Below are 18537 nucleotides of genomic sequence, written 5' to 3' on the forward strand. Positions count from 1 at the left end.
CTTTATGATGGGTCCGTGCCCCGCGTCCCCGAGTCCCACCTCGCTGCCCGCCGCGACCAGATCCTCGACGCGGCCACCGCCCGCTTCGCGGCCAACGGCTTCCAGGCCACCGGCATGGCCGACGTCATCGCCGCCTCCGGCCTCTCGGCCGGCGCGGTCTACCGCTACTTCCGCAGCAAGGACGAGCTCATCGCGGCGATCGTCGAGCGGGTGGTCGGGGAGGCCGCCGGCCGCTTCGAGGTGCTGCTGCGCGACGACGTCCCCGACCCGGCGACGGCGGTGGCGACGGCGGTGCGGATGGTCGCCGACGTGGCCGGGCGCGGGCCGGTCGACCTCACCCGGGTCGCCGTCCAGGCGTGGGGGGAGTCGCTGCGCAACCCCCCGGTGCACGCCGCCGTCGAGCGCGCCTACCGCACCATGCGCGGGTTCTTCGTCGAGGTCGCCCGCCGGAACCAGGCGGCCGGCCGGCTGCCCGCCGACGCCGATCCCGAGCACCTGGGCGCGACGATGCTCTCGTCGGTCATCGGCTTCCTGGTGCAGCGGCTGCTGCTCGGCGACGTCGACCCCGCCGCCTACGGCGCCGCGGTGCAGGTCGCCTGGGGCGGCGCCCCGGTCGCCCGCGGCTGAGGCCGGGTCAGCCGCGGTTGCGGCGGGCGATCTCCCCGCTCAGCACGGTCGCGAACGCCGTCCAGACCGCGTAGGGGAGCAGCGCCTGGCCGGCGGTGCGGTCGAGCCGGGCGGTCCGCCGGGCGAGGTCGGCGGTCGACGCGGCCAGCACCGCCGCCTCCACGGTCGCCAGCGGCGGCCGGTGCGCGCGGAAGAACGCCCACGACCAGCCCGCGTTCAGCACCAGGTTGCCCGCGAAGGCGCGGGCGTAGCCGGGGTCGGCCGCGCCGGCGAGCCGCAGGCCGCGCCCGCCGGCGAACGCCAGCAGCGCGTAGAGCCCGGTCCACACGATCCCGAACACCGGTCCGGGCGGCTGCCAGCGGGGCTTGTCGAGGCGGCGGTACCAGGTCGAGTCGACGTCGGTCGCGGCCGTGCCCGCCAGGGCGGTCAGGACGACGGCGGCCGAGGAGGTCAGCGTGGGACGTCGCACGCGCCCAGCCTCCGCCGTCCCCGGCCGGTGCGCGCGGCGCCGGCTCAGGGGCGCCAGCGGTGCAGGCCGGTGAGCCGCCGCACGGCGACCGCCGTCGCCCGGTAGGGGAGCCGGCCCAGGACCCCGGCGAGGCGGGCGTCCGGGCCGACCGTCACCCGGAACGGCGGGCGCCCGGCGGTCAGCGCGCGCGCCACGGCGCGGCCGACCTCCCGCGGGTCGCGCGAGCGCGGCAGGTGCTCCTCGACCACGAAGCGCTCGACCGTGGCCAGCAGGCCGGCGTAGGGGCTCTCCGGCGGGGCGACGCGCGGGGTGGTCGACCAGATGGCGGTGTCGTAGTTGCCCGGCTCGAGCAGGACCACCCGGACGCCGAAGGGCTCCACCTCGTAGGCCAGCGACTCCGCCCAGCCCTCGAGCGCCCACTTCGACGCGCAGTACAGCGACAGGCCGGGGTTGCCGTAGCGCGCGGAGTCGCTGGAGACGAACAGCAGGCGCCCGGAGCGCTGCGCGCGCATCACCGGCAGGACCAGCTTGGTCAGCCGCATGGCGCCGAGCAGGTTGGTGTCGAGGACCCGCTGCCACTCCGCCTCGTCGGTGTCCTCGAAGGCGCCGCCCGAGGCCGTGCCGGCGTTGCTGACGAGCGCGTCGAGCCGGCCGCCGGTGAGCTCCAGCGTCTCCTCCACCGCCCGCTTCGCCGCGTCGGGGTCGGTGACGTCGAGCGCGACGACGTCGAGCGGGTCGAGGCCGGCCTCCCGGGCGCGGGCGTCGAGCGCCGTGCGCCGCTGCGGGTCGCGCATCGAGGCGACGACCTGCCAGCCGCGGCCGGCCAGCTCGACGGCGGTCTGCAGGCCGAGGCCCGAGGAGCTGCCGGTGACGAGGACGGAGGGGCGCTGCGGCTTCACCCCCCTCCCATCGGCGGGCCGGGACCCGGACCGGACGTCCTGGCCGGTCCGCACGCCGGGTGGCCGGGCCCGTGGTTGTCGCCCGCGCCTGCGGGGCGCAGCCTTGCGGCATGGCACGCAACGGCAGCTCGGCGGGCACCGTCGTCCGGTGGGACGAGGGCACCGGCGGCGTCATCGAGGTGACCGACCCGCCCGAGGAGTGCTGGGCCGACGCCGCCGTGGTGGACGGCGGCCCGCTGCGGGCCGGGCAGGTCGTCACCGTGGACTGGACCGAGCCGGGCGACCACGGCAGGCCGCTGCGGGCGGCGCGGGTCCGGCTGCGCGACGACCTCCAGGCCACGCCCGGCGGCTGACGGCGACCGGGGATCCGGAACCCGTCGACGCGTCCCACCCGCGACGCGCCGCGTTCCCGCGCGCGACGCGCCGGTTCCGGGACGGCACCACACCGTGACCCGGTGACAGCGGGGGCCACCGTGCGCCAGCCTGGGCGGAGCCGGACCCGGGGACATCTGAGCACACGGATGGGGCGGTGGGTGCCCGTGGCGGACCTGACGATCCAGCGGTCGCCCGAGCGCCACGGCCCGGGCCCGGACCCCGACCTCGCCCCCGGCCGGCAGCCGCCCGCTGCACCGCCGGTCCCCCGCGACGGGGTCGCGCTCCCGCGCCTGCTGGCCCTCGCCCGGCTCACCCCTCCCCAGGCGCTGGAGCTGGCGACGGCCGTCCTCGAGGCGGTGGCGGAGCTGCCGGCCGCCGGGGCCGCCGACCCCGCCTGGGCGCCGGGCGGGGTCGTGGTCGGACCCGACGGGTGCGTGGTCCTCGACGGCGGCCCGCCCCCGACCGCCTCCGCCGTCGCGGCGGTCCTCGCCGGCGTCGCGGCCGCCACCCGGCCCGGCGCCGATCCCACCGCGGACCCGCTGTCGGCCGCGGTCGACGCCGGGATCGCGGACCTGCCGGGCGACGGCGTCCCCGCCGTGGCGCGCCGGCTCACCGAGTCGGCCGCCGCGCTCGACCGCGGCGCCGTCCGCGCCGAGCTCGGCGCGCTGGTGCGGGCGATCGGTGCGGGCGGGCCGTCGGGCGGGCCCCCACCGGCCGCGGTCCGCGCTCCGGTGGCCCGCCCGGTCCGGCGGGAGGGCTCCCGGACCGCGCGGCGCGTCGGCGCGTGGCTGCTGTCGGTCGTGGTCCTGGCCGCGGTGGTCACGGTCGAGGTCGTCGTGCTGCGCGACGACATCGCCGAGGACGTCGAGGTGCTCCTCGACGCCGGCCGCAGCGGTGAGGAGGCGACCGCCGCGGAACCCGAACCGGACGGCGTCGCGATCGCACCCCCCGCCCCGGCGGCGGCCGGCAGCGTGACCGGGGTCGACCTGCGCGGCCTCACCGGGTGCCAGCCGGGCACACCGTGCACCGTGCGGGTGCAGGTGCGGCTGGTCGCCGGGGCCGCCGACCAGCAGGTGACCTGGTCCTACCTGCTCGTCGACCGCTGCACCGGCGCCACGTCCACGGCGCCGGGGGGCACGCGCACCGTCCCGGCGGGAGGGACGCGGGCCGAGGCCGTCGGCGTCGTCGCGCTGCCGCCGCTGCCGGCCGTCGCGGTGCTGGCCGTGACCGACCTGCCCGCGGCGGCCGCCTCCGCGCCGCTGCCCGTGGGGTCGTGCCCACCCGAGCTCCTGACCCGCTGACCGACGGGAGGGCCGCATGCCGTACCCCGAGCCCGCCGGCCGGCCGGCGGACGAGGCCAGGAGCCGGCGGTGGAGCAGGCGGCAGCGCCGGGTGCTCTGGACCGGCCCCGAGGAGCCGTCCGGGGGACCGGACGGGCTGCCCACCGGGGCGGACGGCAGGCGGCGACGGACCCGGGAGGAGCGCCGGGCCCGCCGCAGCGCCCTGTTCGACCTGCTCGCCGTCGTCGCCGCCCTCGCCGTGGTCGGGCTCGGGCTGGCCAACCTGTACCTCATCGGCGACGAGGAGCTGGCGCTGCGCCAGGGCGCGATCGCCGCCGGGGGCGTGCTGGCCCTGGCCGCGTTCTGGCGGGTGCGCGTCCGGTACCTCGGCGTGCTGGGCTGGGCCGCCTACGCCGCGGCCGTCGTCTTCCTCGTCGGCGTCCTCACCGTCGGGGTCACGGTCAAGGGCGCCACCCGGTGGTTCGTCCTCGGCTCGGTCACCTTCCAGCCCTCCGAGCTGGCCAAGCTGGGGCTGCTGCTGGTCCTCGCCGCCGTCCTCGGCTCCGCCCGGCCGGCCTGGCGGCGGTTCTCCCTCGCCCTGCTGCTCGCGGCCGTGCCCATCGGGCTGACCCTGATGCAGCCCGACCTCAGCACGACGGCCCTGCTGACCGTGCTCACCGCGTCGATGCTCGTCCTCGGGCGGGTGCCCGCGCGCTTCCTGCTGCCGCTGGGCGCCGCGGTCGTCATCGCGGCGCCGCTGATGATCAGCCTGCTGCAGCCCTACCAGCTGCAGCGCCTGGGCACCTTCCTCGTCGGCGCGCACGAGTCGCCGACCGGGTCGGGGTGGGCGCTGCGCCAGGCGCACATCGCGGTGGCCTCCGGCGGGCTCACCGGCCGGGCGGACGACCCGCTGCGCGAGCTGCGCGCCGAGTACCTGCCCGAGGGGCACACCGACCTCGCGCCGGCCAGCCTGGTCGGGCAGTGGGGGCTGGTCGCGGGTGCCGGGGTCGTGCTCGCCGTCGTCGTGCTCGTGTGGCGGCTCGCGCTGGCCGCCCGCCGGGCGCGCACGCCCCACGCCGCGCTCGTCGGCGGCGGGCTGGCCGTCCTCATGGGCGTCGAGACCGTCGTCTCGGTCGGTGCCAACCTCGGGCTGCTGCCCCTGGCCGGCGTGCCGTTCCCGCTGCTCAGCTACGGCGGGACGGCGCTGGTCGTGCACCTCGCCGCGATCGGCGTCGTCCTGGGCGTCCGCCGCGACAGCACGCGCCGGCGACTGTGGGCCGAGCCGGTCCGGCGCAACCCCCGCCCGCGGCTGGTCCGGCTGGCCGCGGCCGCCGTCTCGGTCCTCCTGGTCTCCTTCGGCCTGTACGGCTGGCGGCTGCAGGTCACCCGCGGCGAGGAGCTCTCGCTCGCCGGTGAGGAGCAGATGACCCGCTGCACCCGGTTGCCCGCGCCCCGCGGCGCCATCACCGACCGGCACGACGCCCCGCTCGCCGTGGACGCCGCGGCCGCCGGCACCGGCGTGGACCGGGTGCTCGTGGTCCCGGCCCTGCTCCGCGACGACCCCGCGGCCGTCGAACGGCTCGCCGCGCTGACCGGCCGGCCGCCCGCCGACCTGCAGACCGAGCTCGACGCGGCCGATCCCACCGCGCTGTCCCTGCCCGTGGCCGAGGTGCCCCGGCCCGTCGCGGACGCCGTCGCCGCGGCCGGCCTCACCGGCGTGCTCGTCGTCCCGGAGCCCCGCCGGTCGTACCCCGAGGGTGCGGTGCTGGGGCCGGTCCTCGGCTTCGTCGGCGTGGCCACGCCCGAGGCGGAGGAGCGCTGGCCCGGCCTGCCCACCGGCGAGATGGTCGGCCGGGCCGGGCTCGAGCTGCAGTACGACGCCGTGCTCCGCGGCACCAACGGCCGCCAGTGCTTCTACGTCGACCCGGCGGGCGTGCCCGTCGCCCTCGCCGAGCGGGTGGAGCCCGTCCCCGGCGCCGACCTGCGGCTGTCGCTGGACGTCGGCCTGCAGCGGCGACTGTACGACGGGCTGGTGACCGCGCTGGCCGCCCAGCGCCGGCCGGTGGGAGCCGTCGCGGCCGCCGTCGCGATGGACCCCCGCTCGGGACAGGTGCTGGCCATGGCCAGCGCCCCCTCCTTCGACAACGGCGTCTGGGGGCCGCCGGCCGACGCCGCCGCGATCGCGGCGCTGAACGAGGCACCCGGGTCACCGACGCTCGAGCACGTGACCCAGGCGGCCGTGCCGCCCGGGTCCACGTTCAAGCTGGTGGTGGCCGCGGCCAACCAGGCGCACGGCACCTGGGACCCCCGCCAGGTCGTGCCCACCGGCGGCAGCCTCACCTACGGCGGTCACACGTTCGGCAACTGGAAGCCGATGGGGCCGATGGACCTCGTCGAGTCGATCGCCATGTCGAACGACGTCTACTTCTACAAGCTGGCCCTCGCGCTCGGGCCCGAGGCGATCGCCGAGACCGCGACGGCGCTGGGGGTCGGGCAGCGGACCGGCATCGACCTGCCCGGCGAGTCGGCCGGCTACCTCGGCACCCCGGAGTCGGTGGAGGCCGACGGCGGCACCTGGTACGGCGGGTCGACCGTCATCCTCGGGATCGGGCAGGGCGAGATCCAGGTCACCCCGCTGCAGAACGCCCGGTGGACCGCAGCCGCGGCCACCGGCCAGCTGGTCACCCCCCGGCTGGGGATGGCGATCGGGACGGCGGCCTCGGGGTGGAGCGCGCTGCCGGCGCCGGCGGCCACGCCGCTGCCCTTCGCCGCGGCGCTCGGGCCGGTGCGGGAGGGCATGCGCGCGGTGGTGACCTCCGGCACGGGCGCCCGGTACGCCGACCTGCCGGCGCCGGTCGGCGGCAAGACCGGCACCGCTCAGGACGGCGGCCTGGCCGACGACGAGTACGACTACTGGATGACCGCCGCGGCCCCGATGGAGGCACCCGAGATCGTGGTCACCACCCTCGTGCAGGCCCCGGACACCGCGCCGAGGAGCGCGGGCGACGTCGCCGAGGACGGGCTGCGGTACTACCTGGAGAACCGGGACGGGGTGCTGGCCACCGCCCCGGTGCAGGCCCCCTGACCCGCGGTCAGCGGCGGCCGTAGGCCGACAGCAGCGCCCGGTTGCGCAGCGCCCGCGCGGCACCCTCGGCGACGCAGGTCAGCGGCTCGTCGGCGCACTTGACCGGCAGGCCCAGCGCCCGCTCCAGCTCCTGCGGCAGGCCCGGGACCAGCGAGGACCCGCCGAAGAGGAGCACGCCCTCGCCCATCACGTCGGCGATCGCCTGCGGCGGGAGGTCGTCGAGGCAGGGGACCAGCGTCCGGAGGACCTCGTCGACGACCGGGCGCAGCGCCCCGGCGACCTCCGCCGCGGGGACCGTCGCGAGCCGCGGCCGCCCCGTGACGCCGTCCCGGCCCTGCACGACCAGCGGCTCGTCCCCGGCCGAGGCCAGGCGCACCTTGAGCGCCTCCGCCTCGAGGTCGCCGACGTGGAGCTGCTGCTGCTCGCGCAGGTACCGGGCGACGGCGAGGGTCATCTCCTCGCCACCGGTCTTGCTGGTGCGGGAGGCGAGCACGCCGCCGTAGCAGAAGGCGACCGCCTCCGACCGGCCGCCGCCGACGTCGACGACCATGTGGACGCGCCGCTCCAGCGGGTCGATGCCGCAGCCGACGGCCCCGGCGACCGCCTCGTCCAGCGCGGTCACCGGGCGGATGCCGGCCTCCTCGGCGGCCTCGAGGAGCGCGCGGTGCTCCAGGGCGCTGGAGCCGGCGGGCACGGTGACCACGGCGCGGACGGGCAGTTTCCACACTCGCTGTCCCGCCGCCCGCAGCACCGCGCGCAGGTAGGTGCGGGTGGTCTCGAGGTCGGTGACCACGCCGTCGTCCAGGGGGCGCACCGAGGCGTACCGGGACGGTGCGCGACCGAGCAGTTCGGCGGCCTCCCGGCCGACGGCGAGGACGCGTTCCCGGCGGCCGCTGCCGCGCCGCACGAGCATGACGGTGGGCTCGTCGTAGAGGATGCCGCGGCGCACGTCGCTGACGACCGTGGTGGCGGTGCCGAGATCGATCCCGAGTTCCACGCGGTGCCTCCTGACCGCCGGGACCGCCAGTGTGGTGGCGGGGCCGTGCCCGGTCCAGTCCCCGGCCGGTGACACCCCGGAGTCATCCGTACGTCCCGGGGCGACCGCGACCTCCGACCCTGCCGGGGCGGGCCTGCGGTCCCGAGCATGGGGCCGTGACCGGGGAGCTGACACGCGCGCCGACGACGGGGCGCCGGGTGGGCGCCGCCGTCGCGGTGCTGGCCGACGTGGTGGTCCTGCTGCTGCTCCACGTCTGGCCGGGCTGGGACGTCGTGCCGTTCCTGACCGACGACACCCCGCAGGTGCTGCCGTTCGTCGACGCGGCGCTGGTCGCCGGCATCGTCGTCGGGCTGGTGCAGCTGGCGCGCCCCCGGGGCGCGGCGATCCCCGGGGGCACGCTCGTGACGACGGCCGTCGGGCTGGTGGCGCTGGTGCGCGTGCTGCAGGTCTTCCCCTTCGACCTCGATCCCGGCTGGGAGGTCGTCGTGCGGGTCGCCCTGTGGGTCGCCGTCGCCGGTGCGGTCCTGGCGGTGCTCGCCTGGCTCGTGGCGCTGCTGCGGCTGCGCGCCGCCCGCCGGTAGCCCCACCGGGGAGGGCCGGAGGTCCCGGCGGCCGGGACCTCCGGCCGGGGGAGCCGGCGGGCCGCCCGTGTCACGGTCGGGAGGACACACCGACACGGGGAGGACCGATGAGGGACAGCACCGCGACCGACCGGGCGCCGGCCTTCGGGGCGCCGGTCGAGCGCGACGGGGCCACGGTGGTCCCGGTCGTGGCCTCGACGGGCCACACGGCGAGCGCCGGCGACGGCCGCGAGGGGCACGGCCCGACCGCGCGGATGTCCGGGGTCCGGCCGCTGGGCGCCTTCGAGGTCCGCGACGGCCGGGTGCGCTGGCACCCCGTCGTCGACGTCACCCGGGTGGTGACGACGGCGGAGGTCGTCGTCGGCGCGGTCGCGGTCGCCGCGCGCCTGGCGCGCCGGCCGAGCCCGGCGGTGGCGCGGGTCACCATGGGCCCGGGCGGCTGGGTGAGCCTGAAGGGCGGGGCGATGGCCGTGCGCCCGGCCGCCCGGCTGTGGCGGCGGGCCCGCCCGGCCGCACCGGTCCGCCGGCCCTGGTGGGCCCGGCTGCTGGCCGCCACCGCGCTCGAGCGGCTGGTCGGCTGAGGACGCCGGTGGGGCGGCTGCGCGACCGGTTCGTCAACCCGGTGGTGCGCCGGCTGTCCCGCGGCCCGGGACGCCGGCTGCTCGGCCGCTCCCTCGTCGTCCTCGGTTACACCGGGCGGCGCACCGGCCGGCGCCACGAGGTGCCGGTGGCGGCCGCACCCGACGGGGCCGACCTCGTCGTCCTCGTCGGCGGTGCGGCCGGCAAGTCCTGGTGGCGCAACCTCGCGGACGGCCCCCGGGAGGTCACCGTCCGGCGGGACGGGCGGGACGAGCCCCGCCGCGCCCGCCTGCTGCCGCCCGGCGACCCCGGCCGGGCGGCCGCGCTCGCCGCCTACCGCAGCGCCTTCCCCCGGGTCACCGTCGCGCCGGGCGACCCGCTCGTGCGGCTGACCCCGGTGGGGCGGGACGGCGGCCCCCGATGACGACCCCTGACGAGTACGGAGAGGAACCCGGAGTGGACCAGCAGCAGTGGACAGCGGTCGTGGAGGCCGCGACCCGCGCCCCGTCGATCCACAACACCCAGCCGTGGGCCTTCCGCGTCGACGGCGACCGGCTGGAGGTCCGGACCGATCCCGCGCGGGCGCTGCGCACCCTCGACCCGAGCGGCCGGCAGCGGACCGTCAGCTGCGGCGTGGCGGCCGAGTTCGCCGTCGTCGCGCTGGCCGCGGCGGGGCGCGTCGCCGACGTCGAACTGCTGCCCGACGCCGCCGCCTCCGACCTCCTGGCCGTCGTCACGGTGACCGGGGAGCGCGAGCCGGGGGAGCGCGAGCGGGCCCTCGGGGCGGCGATCGCCGTGCGGCACACCGAGCGGGCCCCGTTCCTGCCGAGGGCGGTGCCCGCCGGGCTGCTCGACCGGCTGCAGGCCGTCGCCGGGGAGTTCCGCGTCTGGTCCAAGGCGATCAGCGGGTCGGAGGAGGAGGTCGCGACGGTCTTCCTCGTCTCCCGTGCCGAGGAGATCGAGCAGGGGCAGCCGGAGTACCTCGAGGAGCTGCAGCGGTGGGTGCGCACCGACCCGGCCGCCGTCGACGGCATCCCGGTGGGCGCGGTCCCGGCGGAGGACCCGTCGACGCGGCCGTCGAACTGGCTGATCCGCGACTTCGTCGTCGGCTCGCGCCCGGCCGGACCGGCGTCGCACGACCGGGACCCCGACGCGCCCCCGCCGGAGGTGGAGCGCCCGACGGTCGTGCTGCTGGGCACCGACGGCGACGACCGCGAGGCGTGGCTGACCGCGGGCCGGGCACTCGGGCGGGTGCTGCTGGAGGCGACCGCCGAGGGGCTGGCCGCCTCTCCGCTCACCCAGGCGCTGGACTGGCCGGCCACGCGGACCCAGCTGCGGTCGCGCCTGTCCCTGGTCGGCTACCCGCAGATGCTGCTGCGCCTGGGCTACCCGAGCGGTGACCGGACGCCGTCGACCAACCGCCGCCCGGTCGCCGACGTCCTGACCTTCGGCTGAGCCCGGCGGCACGAGGGACCCGGCTCGTCAGTGGAGCCCACGCGGCCGGCGGGCGAGCGGCGCGGCGGCGTCACGGCCGGTCCTGCACTCCGTCGAGCCATAGCGTGTCCGACTCGTCGCGGTGGGAACCGGCTGATCCGACGTGCTTGGCGTCGATCTGCGCGCCGTTCTTGATCACGTGCACCAGGGCCATGGCGTGCCCCCGCCCCAGGCCGTGGTCCTGCTTCAGCCACTCGACGATCTGCCCTGCCTTGACGGTGGGCTGGTCGAGGCCGCGCTCGTGCGCGAGGGAGATGAACTGCCGGGGCGTCAGCCCGGTCTTCTGCTCGATGTTGTCGAGGTATGCCTGGAAGCTCACTGTCTCCACCTTCCGCCGACTCCCGGGCGCCTCCCGAGTCGGAGCAGGAGACCGGGCACCGACGGAGAACTCATCGCTCGGACAGCAGTCGGTGGACGTCCTGCGGCGGGGATGTCGAGCCGCCGCGACGGACGAATCCCATCGCTCTCGTCTGCCGTCTCACCGTCGGCTGACGCCCGGCTCGTTCGGGGCAGCCCGCCGGTCAGAAGGGCGGCGGGTCGTCGTCCGGGTCGGCCGGCTCGTCTGCCGGCGGTGGCTCGGGGTCCGGCGGCGGTGGTGGTCGCAGTCCCGGTGGTCGGGTGGTGCGGGTGACGCCCGACGGGGTGGTGACGGTGAGTGTCCCGTCTGCGGCCATGTGGAACCGCCAGCCGCGGGCGAACGTCTTCACGCGGTGATGCGAGCGGCACAGGCAGCACAGGTTGGCGCAGTCGGTGGGCCCGCCGGCGGCGTGCGGGAGGACGTGGTCGGCGTCGGCCCAGCCGACCCGCTGCCCGCAGGTCGGGAAGCGGCAGGTGCGGTCGCGAGTGCGCACGAAGGCCTGCTGCTCGGCGGAGGGCGTGTAGCGGTCGACCGGGTCGGGCCGGTCCAGAACGGGACAGTTGCAGGCGCCGTCGGGGTGGTGAGGGCAACCTCGCCGCGCCAGCCTCCGCAGCCGGTTCAGCGTCGCGGTGGCCCGCAGCGTGCCGTCCTCGTCCGTGAGCGCCACCGTCACCGTGCCACCGTCGGGGGCCTGCACGCCGAGGGCGTCCAACTGGTGCAGTAGCTCGCGCAGGTGGGCGGCGGTGATCGGCAGCCCGTTCACCTCCCCGGCCTGCGTCGACCGCCCGGCCAGCGACGCCAGCGTCGCGATGACCTGCAGGTGCGCGGTGACCGCCGGCCCGGCCTGCCAGGGGCGCTGCAGCAGGTCGGCGAACACGGCGGTGCGCAGCTGCCCGATCGGGCGCGGGTCACCGTCGGCCTTCAGCATCCGGGCGAGTGCGTCGACGGTCGCGTGGCAGGCGGCGGCCACGTCGGTCGGCAGGTCGGCGGCCAGCGTGCTCATCCCGTCAGACGCCGACGGGTAGACGCGCACGTCGGACCGGCGTTCGGCGGTCTTCCGCTGCTGGTCGACCGCGTCGGAGTCCGCCTCCAGCAGCAGCTCCAGCGCGCGCTTCTTGAGCTTGCCGACGGTCAGGCCGGCGGCCTCGGGCAGCACGGCGGCCTCGATGCGGCGGGCCAGGGCCGGGGCGGTGTGCTGCAGCACGTCGGCCAGCGCCCTGGCGCGGGCCTCGTCGAGGTCGCCGGCGGCCAGTGCGGCCCAGGTGGCGGGCAGCCGTTCGCGGTAGGTCCAGGCGCGGGTGGCCAGGTGGTTGGCCGTACCCCGCCCGCAGTTGAGCACCACCGCCAACTCGGCGGTGAAGAACTCCGACACCCCCGGCAACTCACCATCGGGCTTCCACGACCGCGCACCTGGCGTGCCGGGAGCGGGGTCGGCGTCGGCCGGGCGGGCCTCGGCCAGCCGCAGCACCAGCTCCGCTTCGTAGGCCGCCTCCATCGCCCGACGCTGCTGCACCCGCTGCAGCTCGACGGCGGCCTGCTCGTCGGAGAGCACCGCCACCGGCAGCCGCGGCACCTGTACGGGCCGCTCCACGAGCCACCCGGCGAGCGCCCGCTCCACCGGTGACACGTACTCCGCGACCTCCTGCACGACCCCGAACCTACGCACCGGGTACGACAGTTCCCGCAGGTCAGAGCGGGTGGAGAGGAGGGGCTGGTGCGTTGGACCCGGAGCATCCGGGCCCTTCGGCGGTGACCGCCGCGGCACCCTGCTCCCTAGCGTCGACCTGCCCACCGCACCGCGGTGGAGGACGGGGGAGCGGGCCGTGAGGACGAGACTGCGCCGGCTGCCGGGGCTGGTCGCCGCCCTGGCCGCGGCGGTCGCCGCGACGGGGCTGGTGCGACGCCCTTCGGGGGACCCGGTCGCCGTGACGACGACGCGCGGGCAGACCGCGGAGCTGGCCGGCAGCGGGCTCTACGCGCGCGACACCGTGTTCACCGCCGCCGGGAACACCGCCGTCGACGCCGTCGTGCTGGCGTTCGGCGTGCCCCTGGTGATCACCTCGTGGCTGCAGCACCGCGCCGGGTCCCCGCGCGGGTCGCTGCTGCTCACCGGCACCCTCGGGTACCTGCTCTACGTCTACGCGAACTACGCGCTGGGGGTCGCCTACAACCCCCTCTTCCTAACCTACGTGACGCTGGTGGCCACCGGGCTCGCCGGCTTCCTCACCGCCCTCGCCGGCACCGACCGGGCCGTCCTCCGCGCCGTCGCCGCGGACCCCGCGGTGCCGCACCGGGCGCTGTCGCGGTTCCTCCTGGCCTCGGCGGCGGTGACCGCCGTGGTGTGGCTGCAGCCGCTGCTGGCCGCGCTGCGCACCGGCGGGACGCCCGAGCTCCTCGACGTCTACACGACGCCGGTGACCTCCGCCCTCGACCTCGCCGTCGTCGCGCCGGCCGCCGCGCTGGCCGGGCTCCTGGTCCGCCGCGGCGACCCGCGGGGCCACCTGCTCGCCGTCCCCCTGCTGGTCCTGCTCGTGCTGCTGCTGCCCACCATCGCGCTGAGCACCGTGCTGCAGGCCGTCGCCGGGATCTCGTTCACCGTCCCCCAGGTGGTCGGCCCGATCGCGGGCTTCGGCGTCCTGGGCGCCGTCGGTCTCCGGCTGCTCACCCGCCTGCTGCGCGCCGTCCCGGCGGTGCCCGGTCCCGTCCCGCCGAGCGAGGTCCCCGATGAGCACGTCCACGTCTGACCGCCCGCGTACGCCGGCTCGGCCGCCGCGCGCCTTCACCCGCCGCCTCGCCGCCGAGCGCCTGCCGGACGGTCCGGCGGGGGACCCGGTGACCGGGGCCGACCTGGCCGGCCTGCCGCCGGCCGCGGTCCGCTACCTGGAGGCCATGGGCGTCGTCGGCCGCCCGCGGACCCGGTCGCTGCGCGCCCACTGGCACGGCCGCTTCCGCCGCCGCACCGACGGGCCGTGGATGCCGTGCGACGCGTGGCAGGTCAACACCGCCGAGGAGGTGGCCCGCCTGTACCGGATGCGGCTGCTGGTCGGCCGCGTGGTGCCCATGTGGGGCTGGGACACCTACCGGCACGGCACCGGGCGGATGCTCGGCAAGGCCCTCGGCCTGGTCACCGTGGCCGACGGGTCGGGCCCGGAGTTCGACAGCGGCGAGCTGGTGACCTGGCTGGACGACGCGGTGCTGCTGGCCCCGGCCATGCTGCTGCACCCCCGCACCCGCTGGGCGGACCTCGGGGAGGACCGCTTCGGGGTGTCGGTGACCGACGCCGGGCGCACCGTCGGCGCGGTGGTGTCGCTCGACGCCGACGGCCGGCCCACCGACCTCCGCACCGAGGACCGTTGGGCCGACCTGCCCGGCGGGCCGGTGCGGACGCCGTGGAGCACCCCGGTGCGCGGGTGGGACGTCGTCGACGGGCGGTCGCGCCCGGTGGCCGGCGCCGCCGTCTGGCACCTGCCCGACGGTGACGTCACCTACGGCGAGATGACGCTGGTCGGCCTCGACCTCGACGTCCCCCCGGGGCGGTGAGGACCGTGCTGCGCGGGCTGCTGTCCGCGGCCGCCGCCGGCGCCGGCGGCCTGGAGCTCCTGCACCGCCGGCGTCACTGGGGCGCCACCCCGGCCGAGGTCGCCCGGGTCCTGCCGGGCGACGACCTCGTTCCGGAGCCGGCCACGCAGACGACGCTCGGGGTGACCGTGGCCGCGCCCCCCGAGGAGGTCTGGGCGTGGCTGGTCCAGATGGGCGCCGACCGCGGCGGCATGTACAGCCACGACTGGCTGGAGAACCTGATCGGCCTGCACATCCACACCACCGACGAGGTCCGCGAGGAGTGGCAGCACCTCGCCGTCGGCGACCGGGTGGTCGTCGTCCCGGCGGGCTGGGGGCCGCTGCCCGACGGCTACGCCTTCCGGGTCGCCCTGGTCGACCCGCCGCGGACGCTGGTGCTGCGCCAGGCACCACCTGAGCACCCCTGGGACGGCGTGTGGACCTTCGCCGTCGTCCCGGCCGGCGAGGGGCGCTGCCGCCTGCTGTCGCGGTCGCGCACCGCCGTCGACGCCCGGCTGGGTGTGCGGCTGGCCGGCCGGCTCGGGGAGCCGGTCACCGGGGTGATGACCCGGCGGATGCTGCACGGCATCCGCGAGCGCGCCGAGCGCCGCGCCGGTGCCGACGGGCCCCGCCCCGGCCGGAGGACGAAGGTCCCCGACGACGGGGACGTCGGCCCGCGTCCCGCCGTCCGCGGACGGCGCAGTCTCGGTGCAGGCCCGGCGGGTGCCCGGGCCGGAGCGGAGGGGCGACGGTGACGACGGAGCAGACGACGGGTCACCCCACGGACCACCCGACGCGGCCCGGTCGGGTGGTCGTCGGCGTGGACGGCTCGCCGGGGGCGCGGACGGCCCTGGGCTGGGCGCTGGCCACCGCGGCCCGGTCCGGCGCACCGCTGGAGGTCGTCAGCGCCTACCCGGTCGACTTCTACTGGGCCGACCCCTACCTGCTCGACACCCAGCGGCTCGACGCCATCCGGGCCGACACCGAGCAGCGGGTCCGCGACTTCCTCGCCGAGGTCCGCCGGGACCCGGCCGTGGCCGCCGTCCCCGGTACCGCGGAGGTCGAGGCCGACGTCGTCGTCGCCGGTGGCGCCCCGCTGGACCACCTGGTGGCCCGGGCGGAGGGCGCCGACCTGCTCGTCGTGGGCAGCCGCGGTCGCGGTGGCGTGCGCAGCACCCTGCTCGGCTCGGTCGCGCTGCACTGCGTGGCCCACGCGCCCTGCGCCGTCGTCGTCGTGCACCCGGGCGCGGTCGAGCCGCCGCCGCGGGTGGTGGTCGGGGTGGAGGACTCCCCGGTGTCCCGGGCCGCGCTGCGCCGGGCGGCGGAGGAGGCCCGCCGGCTGGGCGCGACGCTCGAGGTGGTGGCGGCCTACCGGCCGGAGGCCTACTGGAGCGACCTGTACGCGATCACCGCGCCGCCGGCGTCGGAGACCGAGGAGCACGCCCGCACCCGGGCCGCCGCGATCGTCGCGGAGGTGCTCGGCGAGGGGGCGCAGGCCGACGTCCGCGTCGTCCGCGGTGCGGCGGGGGAGGCGCTCGTCGAGCGGGCCGACGGCGCCGCGCTGCTCGTCGTCGGCAGCCGCAGCCGCAGCCGGGTCCTGGGGATGGTCCTGGGCTCGGTGGCGCTGCACTGCGCCGTCAACGCGCCCGGCCCGGTGCTGGTGGTGCACCCCGACGCGGCGGGGACGGCCACCGCGGACGCGGCACCGGCGGCGGCCGCGGCTCCGGCCGGCTGAGCCGCTACGCCGTGACCGCCCCGTCCTCCGCGGGCCGCTCCTGCCGCTCCAGCAGCAGCCCGGCCACGGCCGGCGCCCAGGTGGTGAGCGTCCGGGTGACGAGGACGGCGGCGCAGGCGGCGGCCGGGTCCGCCCCGAGGACGGCGAGCAGGAGCACCAGCAGCGCCTCCGGCGCCCCGGGCAGTCCCGCCGGGGGCAGCGCCATCCACAGCAGGCGCAGGACGGCGTAGCCGCAGGCGACCACCAGCAGCGGGACACCGCCGCGGACGGCCTGCACCGCGCAGGACAGCACGGCGGCCTCCACGGCGGTCGCGAGGACCGCCCAGCCCAGCAGCGCCGCCCGGTCCCGGCGCGACGCCGGCGGCTGCCGCCACGACGGGGCGGTGGTGGCCTCGCCGCTGCGGCGGGCCGCCAGCCGGCCGGCGGACACCAGCAGCCACGCGACCAAGCCGGCGGCGAGCACGGGCAGCAGCCCGTCCGGGACGCGCCACCGCGGGACGGTGCCCTCGACGACGGCCAGGACGGCGGTGGCGACGGCGACCGCGGCCGCGCCGGCCAGCCCGGCGAGCGCGGTGCGGACCGTCGCGGCCTGGGCGGCCGCCGGCACGAGGCCGGCCCGCTCCAGCAGCCGGGCGCGGCTGTGCCGCTCGCCCTCGCGCCCGCGCAGCAGCCCCACGCTGCGGGCGACCAGGGTCACGACCAGCGCCCGGCCGACGGACACCCGCCGGTCGGCGGCGTACCGGACGGCGGTGGCGCGGGCCAGCGCGGAGGCCGCGGCGAGCAGCACCGCCCCGCCGATCCACCGCCAGCCCTCGGGGCCGATGCTGCCCGCGGCCGCGCCGGGTCCGGCCACCAGCACCGGGGCCGCGACGGCCACCGCGCAGCCGGCCAGCACGAGGGCCCGCGCGACGGGCCCGGCCGGCGGGAACGCCGGGCGCCCGGGATCGGGCAGGCCCAGGCGGGCGTGCGCGGCGGCCAGCACCGCGGTCAGCCGCGCCGGGTCGGCGTGCAGCCGCCGCCGGGTCTCCGACGACAGCGCCAGCGGGGTCAGCGAGGGCAGCGCCGCCGCGACCGCGGCGTCGCCGAGGACGTCGGCCGCCGTCGCCACGGTCACCGCGGGATCGGGCGGGGCGCCGGGCGCGGCGGCCAGCGACGCCAGCAGCTCGGCGACGTCGACGGCGGTCTCGTCGTCGTCGGCGCCGGTGCGGGCGTTGCCGAAGTCGACCAGCCACGGCCGGCCCGCCGGGTCGACCAGCACGCTGGCGGCCACCAGGTCGCGGTGGGCGACCCGGGCGGCGTGCATCCGGGCGACCTCGCTCCACACCTCGCGCAGCAAGCCCGGCGTCAGCTCGCCCGGGCCGAGCTCGTCGAGCGGGCGGCCGTCGACGAACTCCTGCACGACGACGGCGTCGCCGTCCCCGCCGCGGGCCAGCAGCACCGCCGGCACCCGCACGCCGCGCCGCTCGGCGGTCAGCGCGGCCACCGCCTCGTGCTCGGCCTGGTAGCCGAGCGGGGCGAGGGCGTCGGCGTCCTTGACGTCGCCGGCGGCGAACACCCGCCACATCCGGTGCAGCCGGTCCCGCTCGTGCCGGTCGGGCTCGAGGTACTTGACGTAGAGCCGGTGGCCGTCGCCGTCGACCGCCTGGAACGGCTGCGAGCTGCGGGCGCGCACGGGGGCGGCGACCACCTCGGTGACCGGCAGCCCGAAGCGCCGCAGCAGCGCCTCCACCCGGGCCGGGGGGACCTCCCGCGCCGGCACGCCGAACACCCAGTGCACCAGCGACCCGATCGCCCAGCCCAGGGCGATGCCGCCCACGACGTCCAGGGGCAGGTGGGCGCCGACGTACACGCGGGCGACCGCGACGCTCCACGCCAGCGTCCAGGCGACGCGGCGTCCCCGGCGGGTGAGGTACGGGGCGGCCGCGGTGGCCAGGGCCGCGGCGACCGCCGAGTGCCCGGAGACGAACCCGGCACCGCCGATCGGGCCCTCGTGCAGCACCGCCCCGACCGGCAGGCCGGCCGGCCGCTCGCGGCCGACGAGCGCCTTGACCAGGTCGGCCGCGACGTAGGCGGTCAGCCCCGACACCAGCAGGTCGCGGGCCGCGCGGTAGTGGCGTCCCAGCGCGGCCACCAGCGCCAGCGTCGGGACCGCGAGGACGTTGCCGAGCTGCATGACCAGCCAGACGACCGGCAGGACCCCGGCGGGCAGGTCGTTGACCAGCCGGAACAGGTCCCGCTCGAACAGCGACAGCCGGCCCTGCTGGGCGACGAGGACCCCGGCGCCGAGGACGACCAGCCCGAGGGCCACGCGGACGAGGTCGGTGGACATCCGTTCCGGTGCCCGGGGCCCGGGACCGGCCGGGGGACCGGTGGTGGGCGAGGCCCGTCCCTCCGGGACGGTGCGGCTGGTCACCGCGCCAGTCCAGCGGCCCCCCGGGGCAGCGGGCAGGGTCCTCCGACCCTGTCGCCGGTGCCAGCGGGCCCCGGGACGCGGCCCGCC

18 protein-coding genes are annotated in these 18537 nt (G+C 78.1%); 12 read left to right on the forward strand and 6 right to left on the reverse strand.

Translation table 11 applies throughout. The features are described 5' to 3' along the window. Positions 1 to 15 precede the first annotated feature (15 nt). On the forward strand, positions 16 to 627 hold the full coding sequence (locus ACI780_RS10375) for a TetR/AcrR family transcriptional regulator (protein WP_456870189.1): 612 nt from the start codon (positions 16 to 18) through the stop codon (positions 625 to 627). Positions 628 to 634: 7 nt separating this feature from the next. Here ACI780_RS10375 and ACI780_RS10380 read toward each other — a convergent pair whose 3' ends face one another. Together ACI780_RS10380 and ACI780_RS10385 are read right to left on the reverse strand one after the other, a co-directional pair. Continuing rightward, positions 635 to 1096 carry a TspO/MBR family protein gene (locus tag ACI780_RS10380; protein ID WP_456870190.1) on the reverse strand — a complete coding sequence of 154 codons (462 nt, stop codon included), beginning with the start codon at positions 1094 to 1096 and terminating at the stop codon, positions 635 to 637. 44 nt (positions 1097 to 1140) lie between these two features. Continuing rightward, a complete protein-coding gene (locus ACI780_RS10385; RefSeq protein WP_456870191.1) occupies positions 1141 to 1995 on the reverse strand; it encodes an SDR family oxidoreductase in 855 nt (284 codons plus the stop codon). A gap of 110 nt (positions 1996 to 2105) precedes the next feature. Here ACI780_RS10385 and ACI780_RS10390 point away from each other — a divergent pair, with 110 nt between their 5' ends. The 3 genes from ACI780_RS10390 (at position 2106) to ACI780_RS10400 (ending at position 6735) form a co-directional block, all read left to right on the forward strand. Further along, positions 2106 to 2348: a hypothetical protein gene (locus ACI780_RS10390; RefSeq protein WP_457002719.1), complete on the forward strand. Its 243-nt coding sequence runs from the start codon at positions 2106 to 2108 to the stop codon at positions 2346 to 2348. Between the two features lie 186 nt (positions 2349 to 2534). Beyond that, positions 2535 to 3671: a hypothetical protein gene (locus tag ACI780_RS10395; protein ID WP_457002721.1), complete on the forward strand. Its 1137-nt coding sequence runs from the start codon at positions 2535 to 2537 to the stop codon at positions 3669 to 3671. Positions 3672 to 3687: 16 nt separating this feature from the next. After that, positions 3688 to 6735 (forward strand): FtsW/RodA/SpoVE family cell cycle protein, encoded by a 3048-nt coding sequence (locus ACI780_RS10400; protein WP_457002723.1) that lies wholly within the window; start codon positions 3688 to 3690, stop codon positions 6733 to 6735. A gap of 7 nt (positions 6736 to 6742) precedes the next feature. Here the strand turns inward: ACI780_RS10400 and ACI780_RS10405 are convergent, their stop codons facing one another. Then, complete coding sequence (locus tag ACI780_RS10405) at positions 6743 to 7732, reverse strand: rod shape-determining protein (RefSeq protein ID WP_456870195.1); 990 nt, start codon at positions 7730 to 7732, stop codon at positions 6743 to 6745. Positions 7733 to 7887: 155 nt separating this feature from the next. Here ACI780_RS10405 and ACI780_RS10410 point away from each other — a divergent pair, with 155 nt between their 5' ends. From ACI780_RS10410 to ACI780_RS10425, 4 genes are all read left to right on the forward strand, one after another. Then, entirely contained in the window at positions 7888 to 8313 is a 426-nt protein-coding gene (locus tag ACI780_RS10410; protein WP_456870196.1) for a hypothetical protein, read from the forward strand. 107 nt (positions 8314 to 8420) lie between these two features. Continuing rightward, positions 8421 to 8894 (forward strand): hypothetical protein, encoded by a 474-nt coding sequence (locus ACI780_RS10415; RefSeq protein WP_457002725.1) that lies wholly within the window; start codon positions 8421 to 8423, stop codon positions 8892 to 8894. A gap of 8 nt (positions 8895 to 8902) precedes the next feature. Continuing rightward, positions 8903 to 9316, forward strand: coding sequence for a nitroreductase/quinone reductase family protein (locus ACI780_RS10420; RefSeq protein ID WP_457002727.1), 414 nt, complete (start codon positions 8903 to 8905; stop codon positions 9314 to 9316). 32 nt (positions 9317 to 9348) lie between these two features. After that, on the forward strand, positions 9349 to 10347 hold the full coding sequence (locus tag ACI780_RS10425) for an Acg family FMN-binding oxidoreductase (protein WP_457002729.1): 999 nt from the start codon (positions 9349 to 9351) through the stop codon (positions 10345 to 10347). 70 nt (positions 10348 to 10417) lie between these two features. On the opposite strand, the gene ACI780_RS10430 is transcribed toward ACI780_RS10425, so the two are convergent. Further along, positions 10418 to 10705, reverse strand: coding sequence for a DUF4287 domain-containing protein (locus tag ACI780_RS10430; RefSeq protein ID WP_456870200.1), 288 nt, complete (start codon positions 10703 to 10705; stop codon positions 10418 to 10420). A gap of 202 nt (positions 10706 to 10907) precedes the next feature. Then, positions 10908 to 12392, reverse strand: a complete 1485-nt coding sequence (locus ACI780_RS10435) for a DUF222 domain-containing protein (RefSeq protein ID WP_457002731.1) — start codon at positions 12390 to 12392, stop codon at positions 10908 to 10910. 175 nt (positions 12393 to 12567) lie between these two features. Here ACI780_RS10435 and ACI780_RS10440 point away from each other — a divergent pair, with 175 nt between their 5' ends. The 4 genes from ACI780_RS10440 (at position 12568) to ACI780_RS10455 (ending at position 16037) form a co-directional block, all read left to right on the forward strand. Continuing rightward, the gene (locus tag ACI780_RS10440; protein WP_457002733.1) at positions 12568 to 13488 is read left to right on the forward strand and encodes a hypothetical protein; all 921 of its coding nucleotides are present in this window, start codon (positions 12568 to 12570) and stop codon (positions 13486 to 13488) included. Between the two features lie 88 nt (positions 13489 to 13576). Next, entirely contained in the window at positions 13577 to 14284 is a 708-nt protein-coding gene (locus ACI780_RS10445; RefSeq protein ID WP_457002735.1) for a DUF6544 family protein, read from the forward strand. Then, entirely contained in the window at positions 14281 to 15057 is a 777-nt protein-coding gene (locus ACI780_RS10450) for a hypothetical protein (protein WP_457002737.1), read from the forward strand. Before ACI780_RS10445 ends, ACI780_RS10450 begins: the two co-directional genes overlap by 4 nt. Positions 15058 to 15110: 53 nt before the next feature. After that, positions 15111 to 16037 carry a universal stress protein gene (locus ACI780_RS10455; protein WP_457002904.1) on the forward strand — a complete coding sequence of 309 codons (927 nt, stop codon included), beginning with the start codon at positions 15111 to 15113 and terminating at the stop codon, positions 16035 to 16037. Positions 16038 to 16041: 4 nt separating this feature from the next. Here the strand turns inward: ACI780_RS10455 and ACI780_RS10460 are convergent, their stop codons facing one another. Continuing rightward, positions 16042 to 18450: a phosphatase PAP2 family protein gene (locus ACI780_RS10460; protein WP_457002739.1), complete on the reverse strand. Its 2409-nt coding sequence runs from the start codon at positions 18448 to 18450 to the stop codon at positions 16042 to 16044. Positions 18451 to 18537: the final 87 nt, after the last annotated feature.

This window comes from Geodermatophilus sp. SYSU D00814 (genome assembly GCF_054050055.1).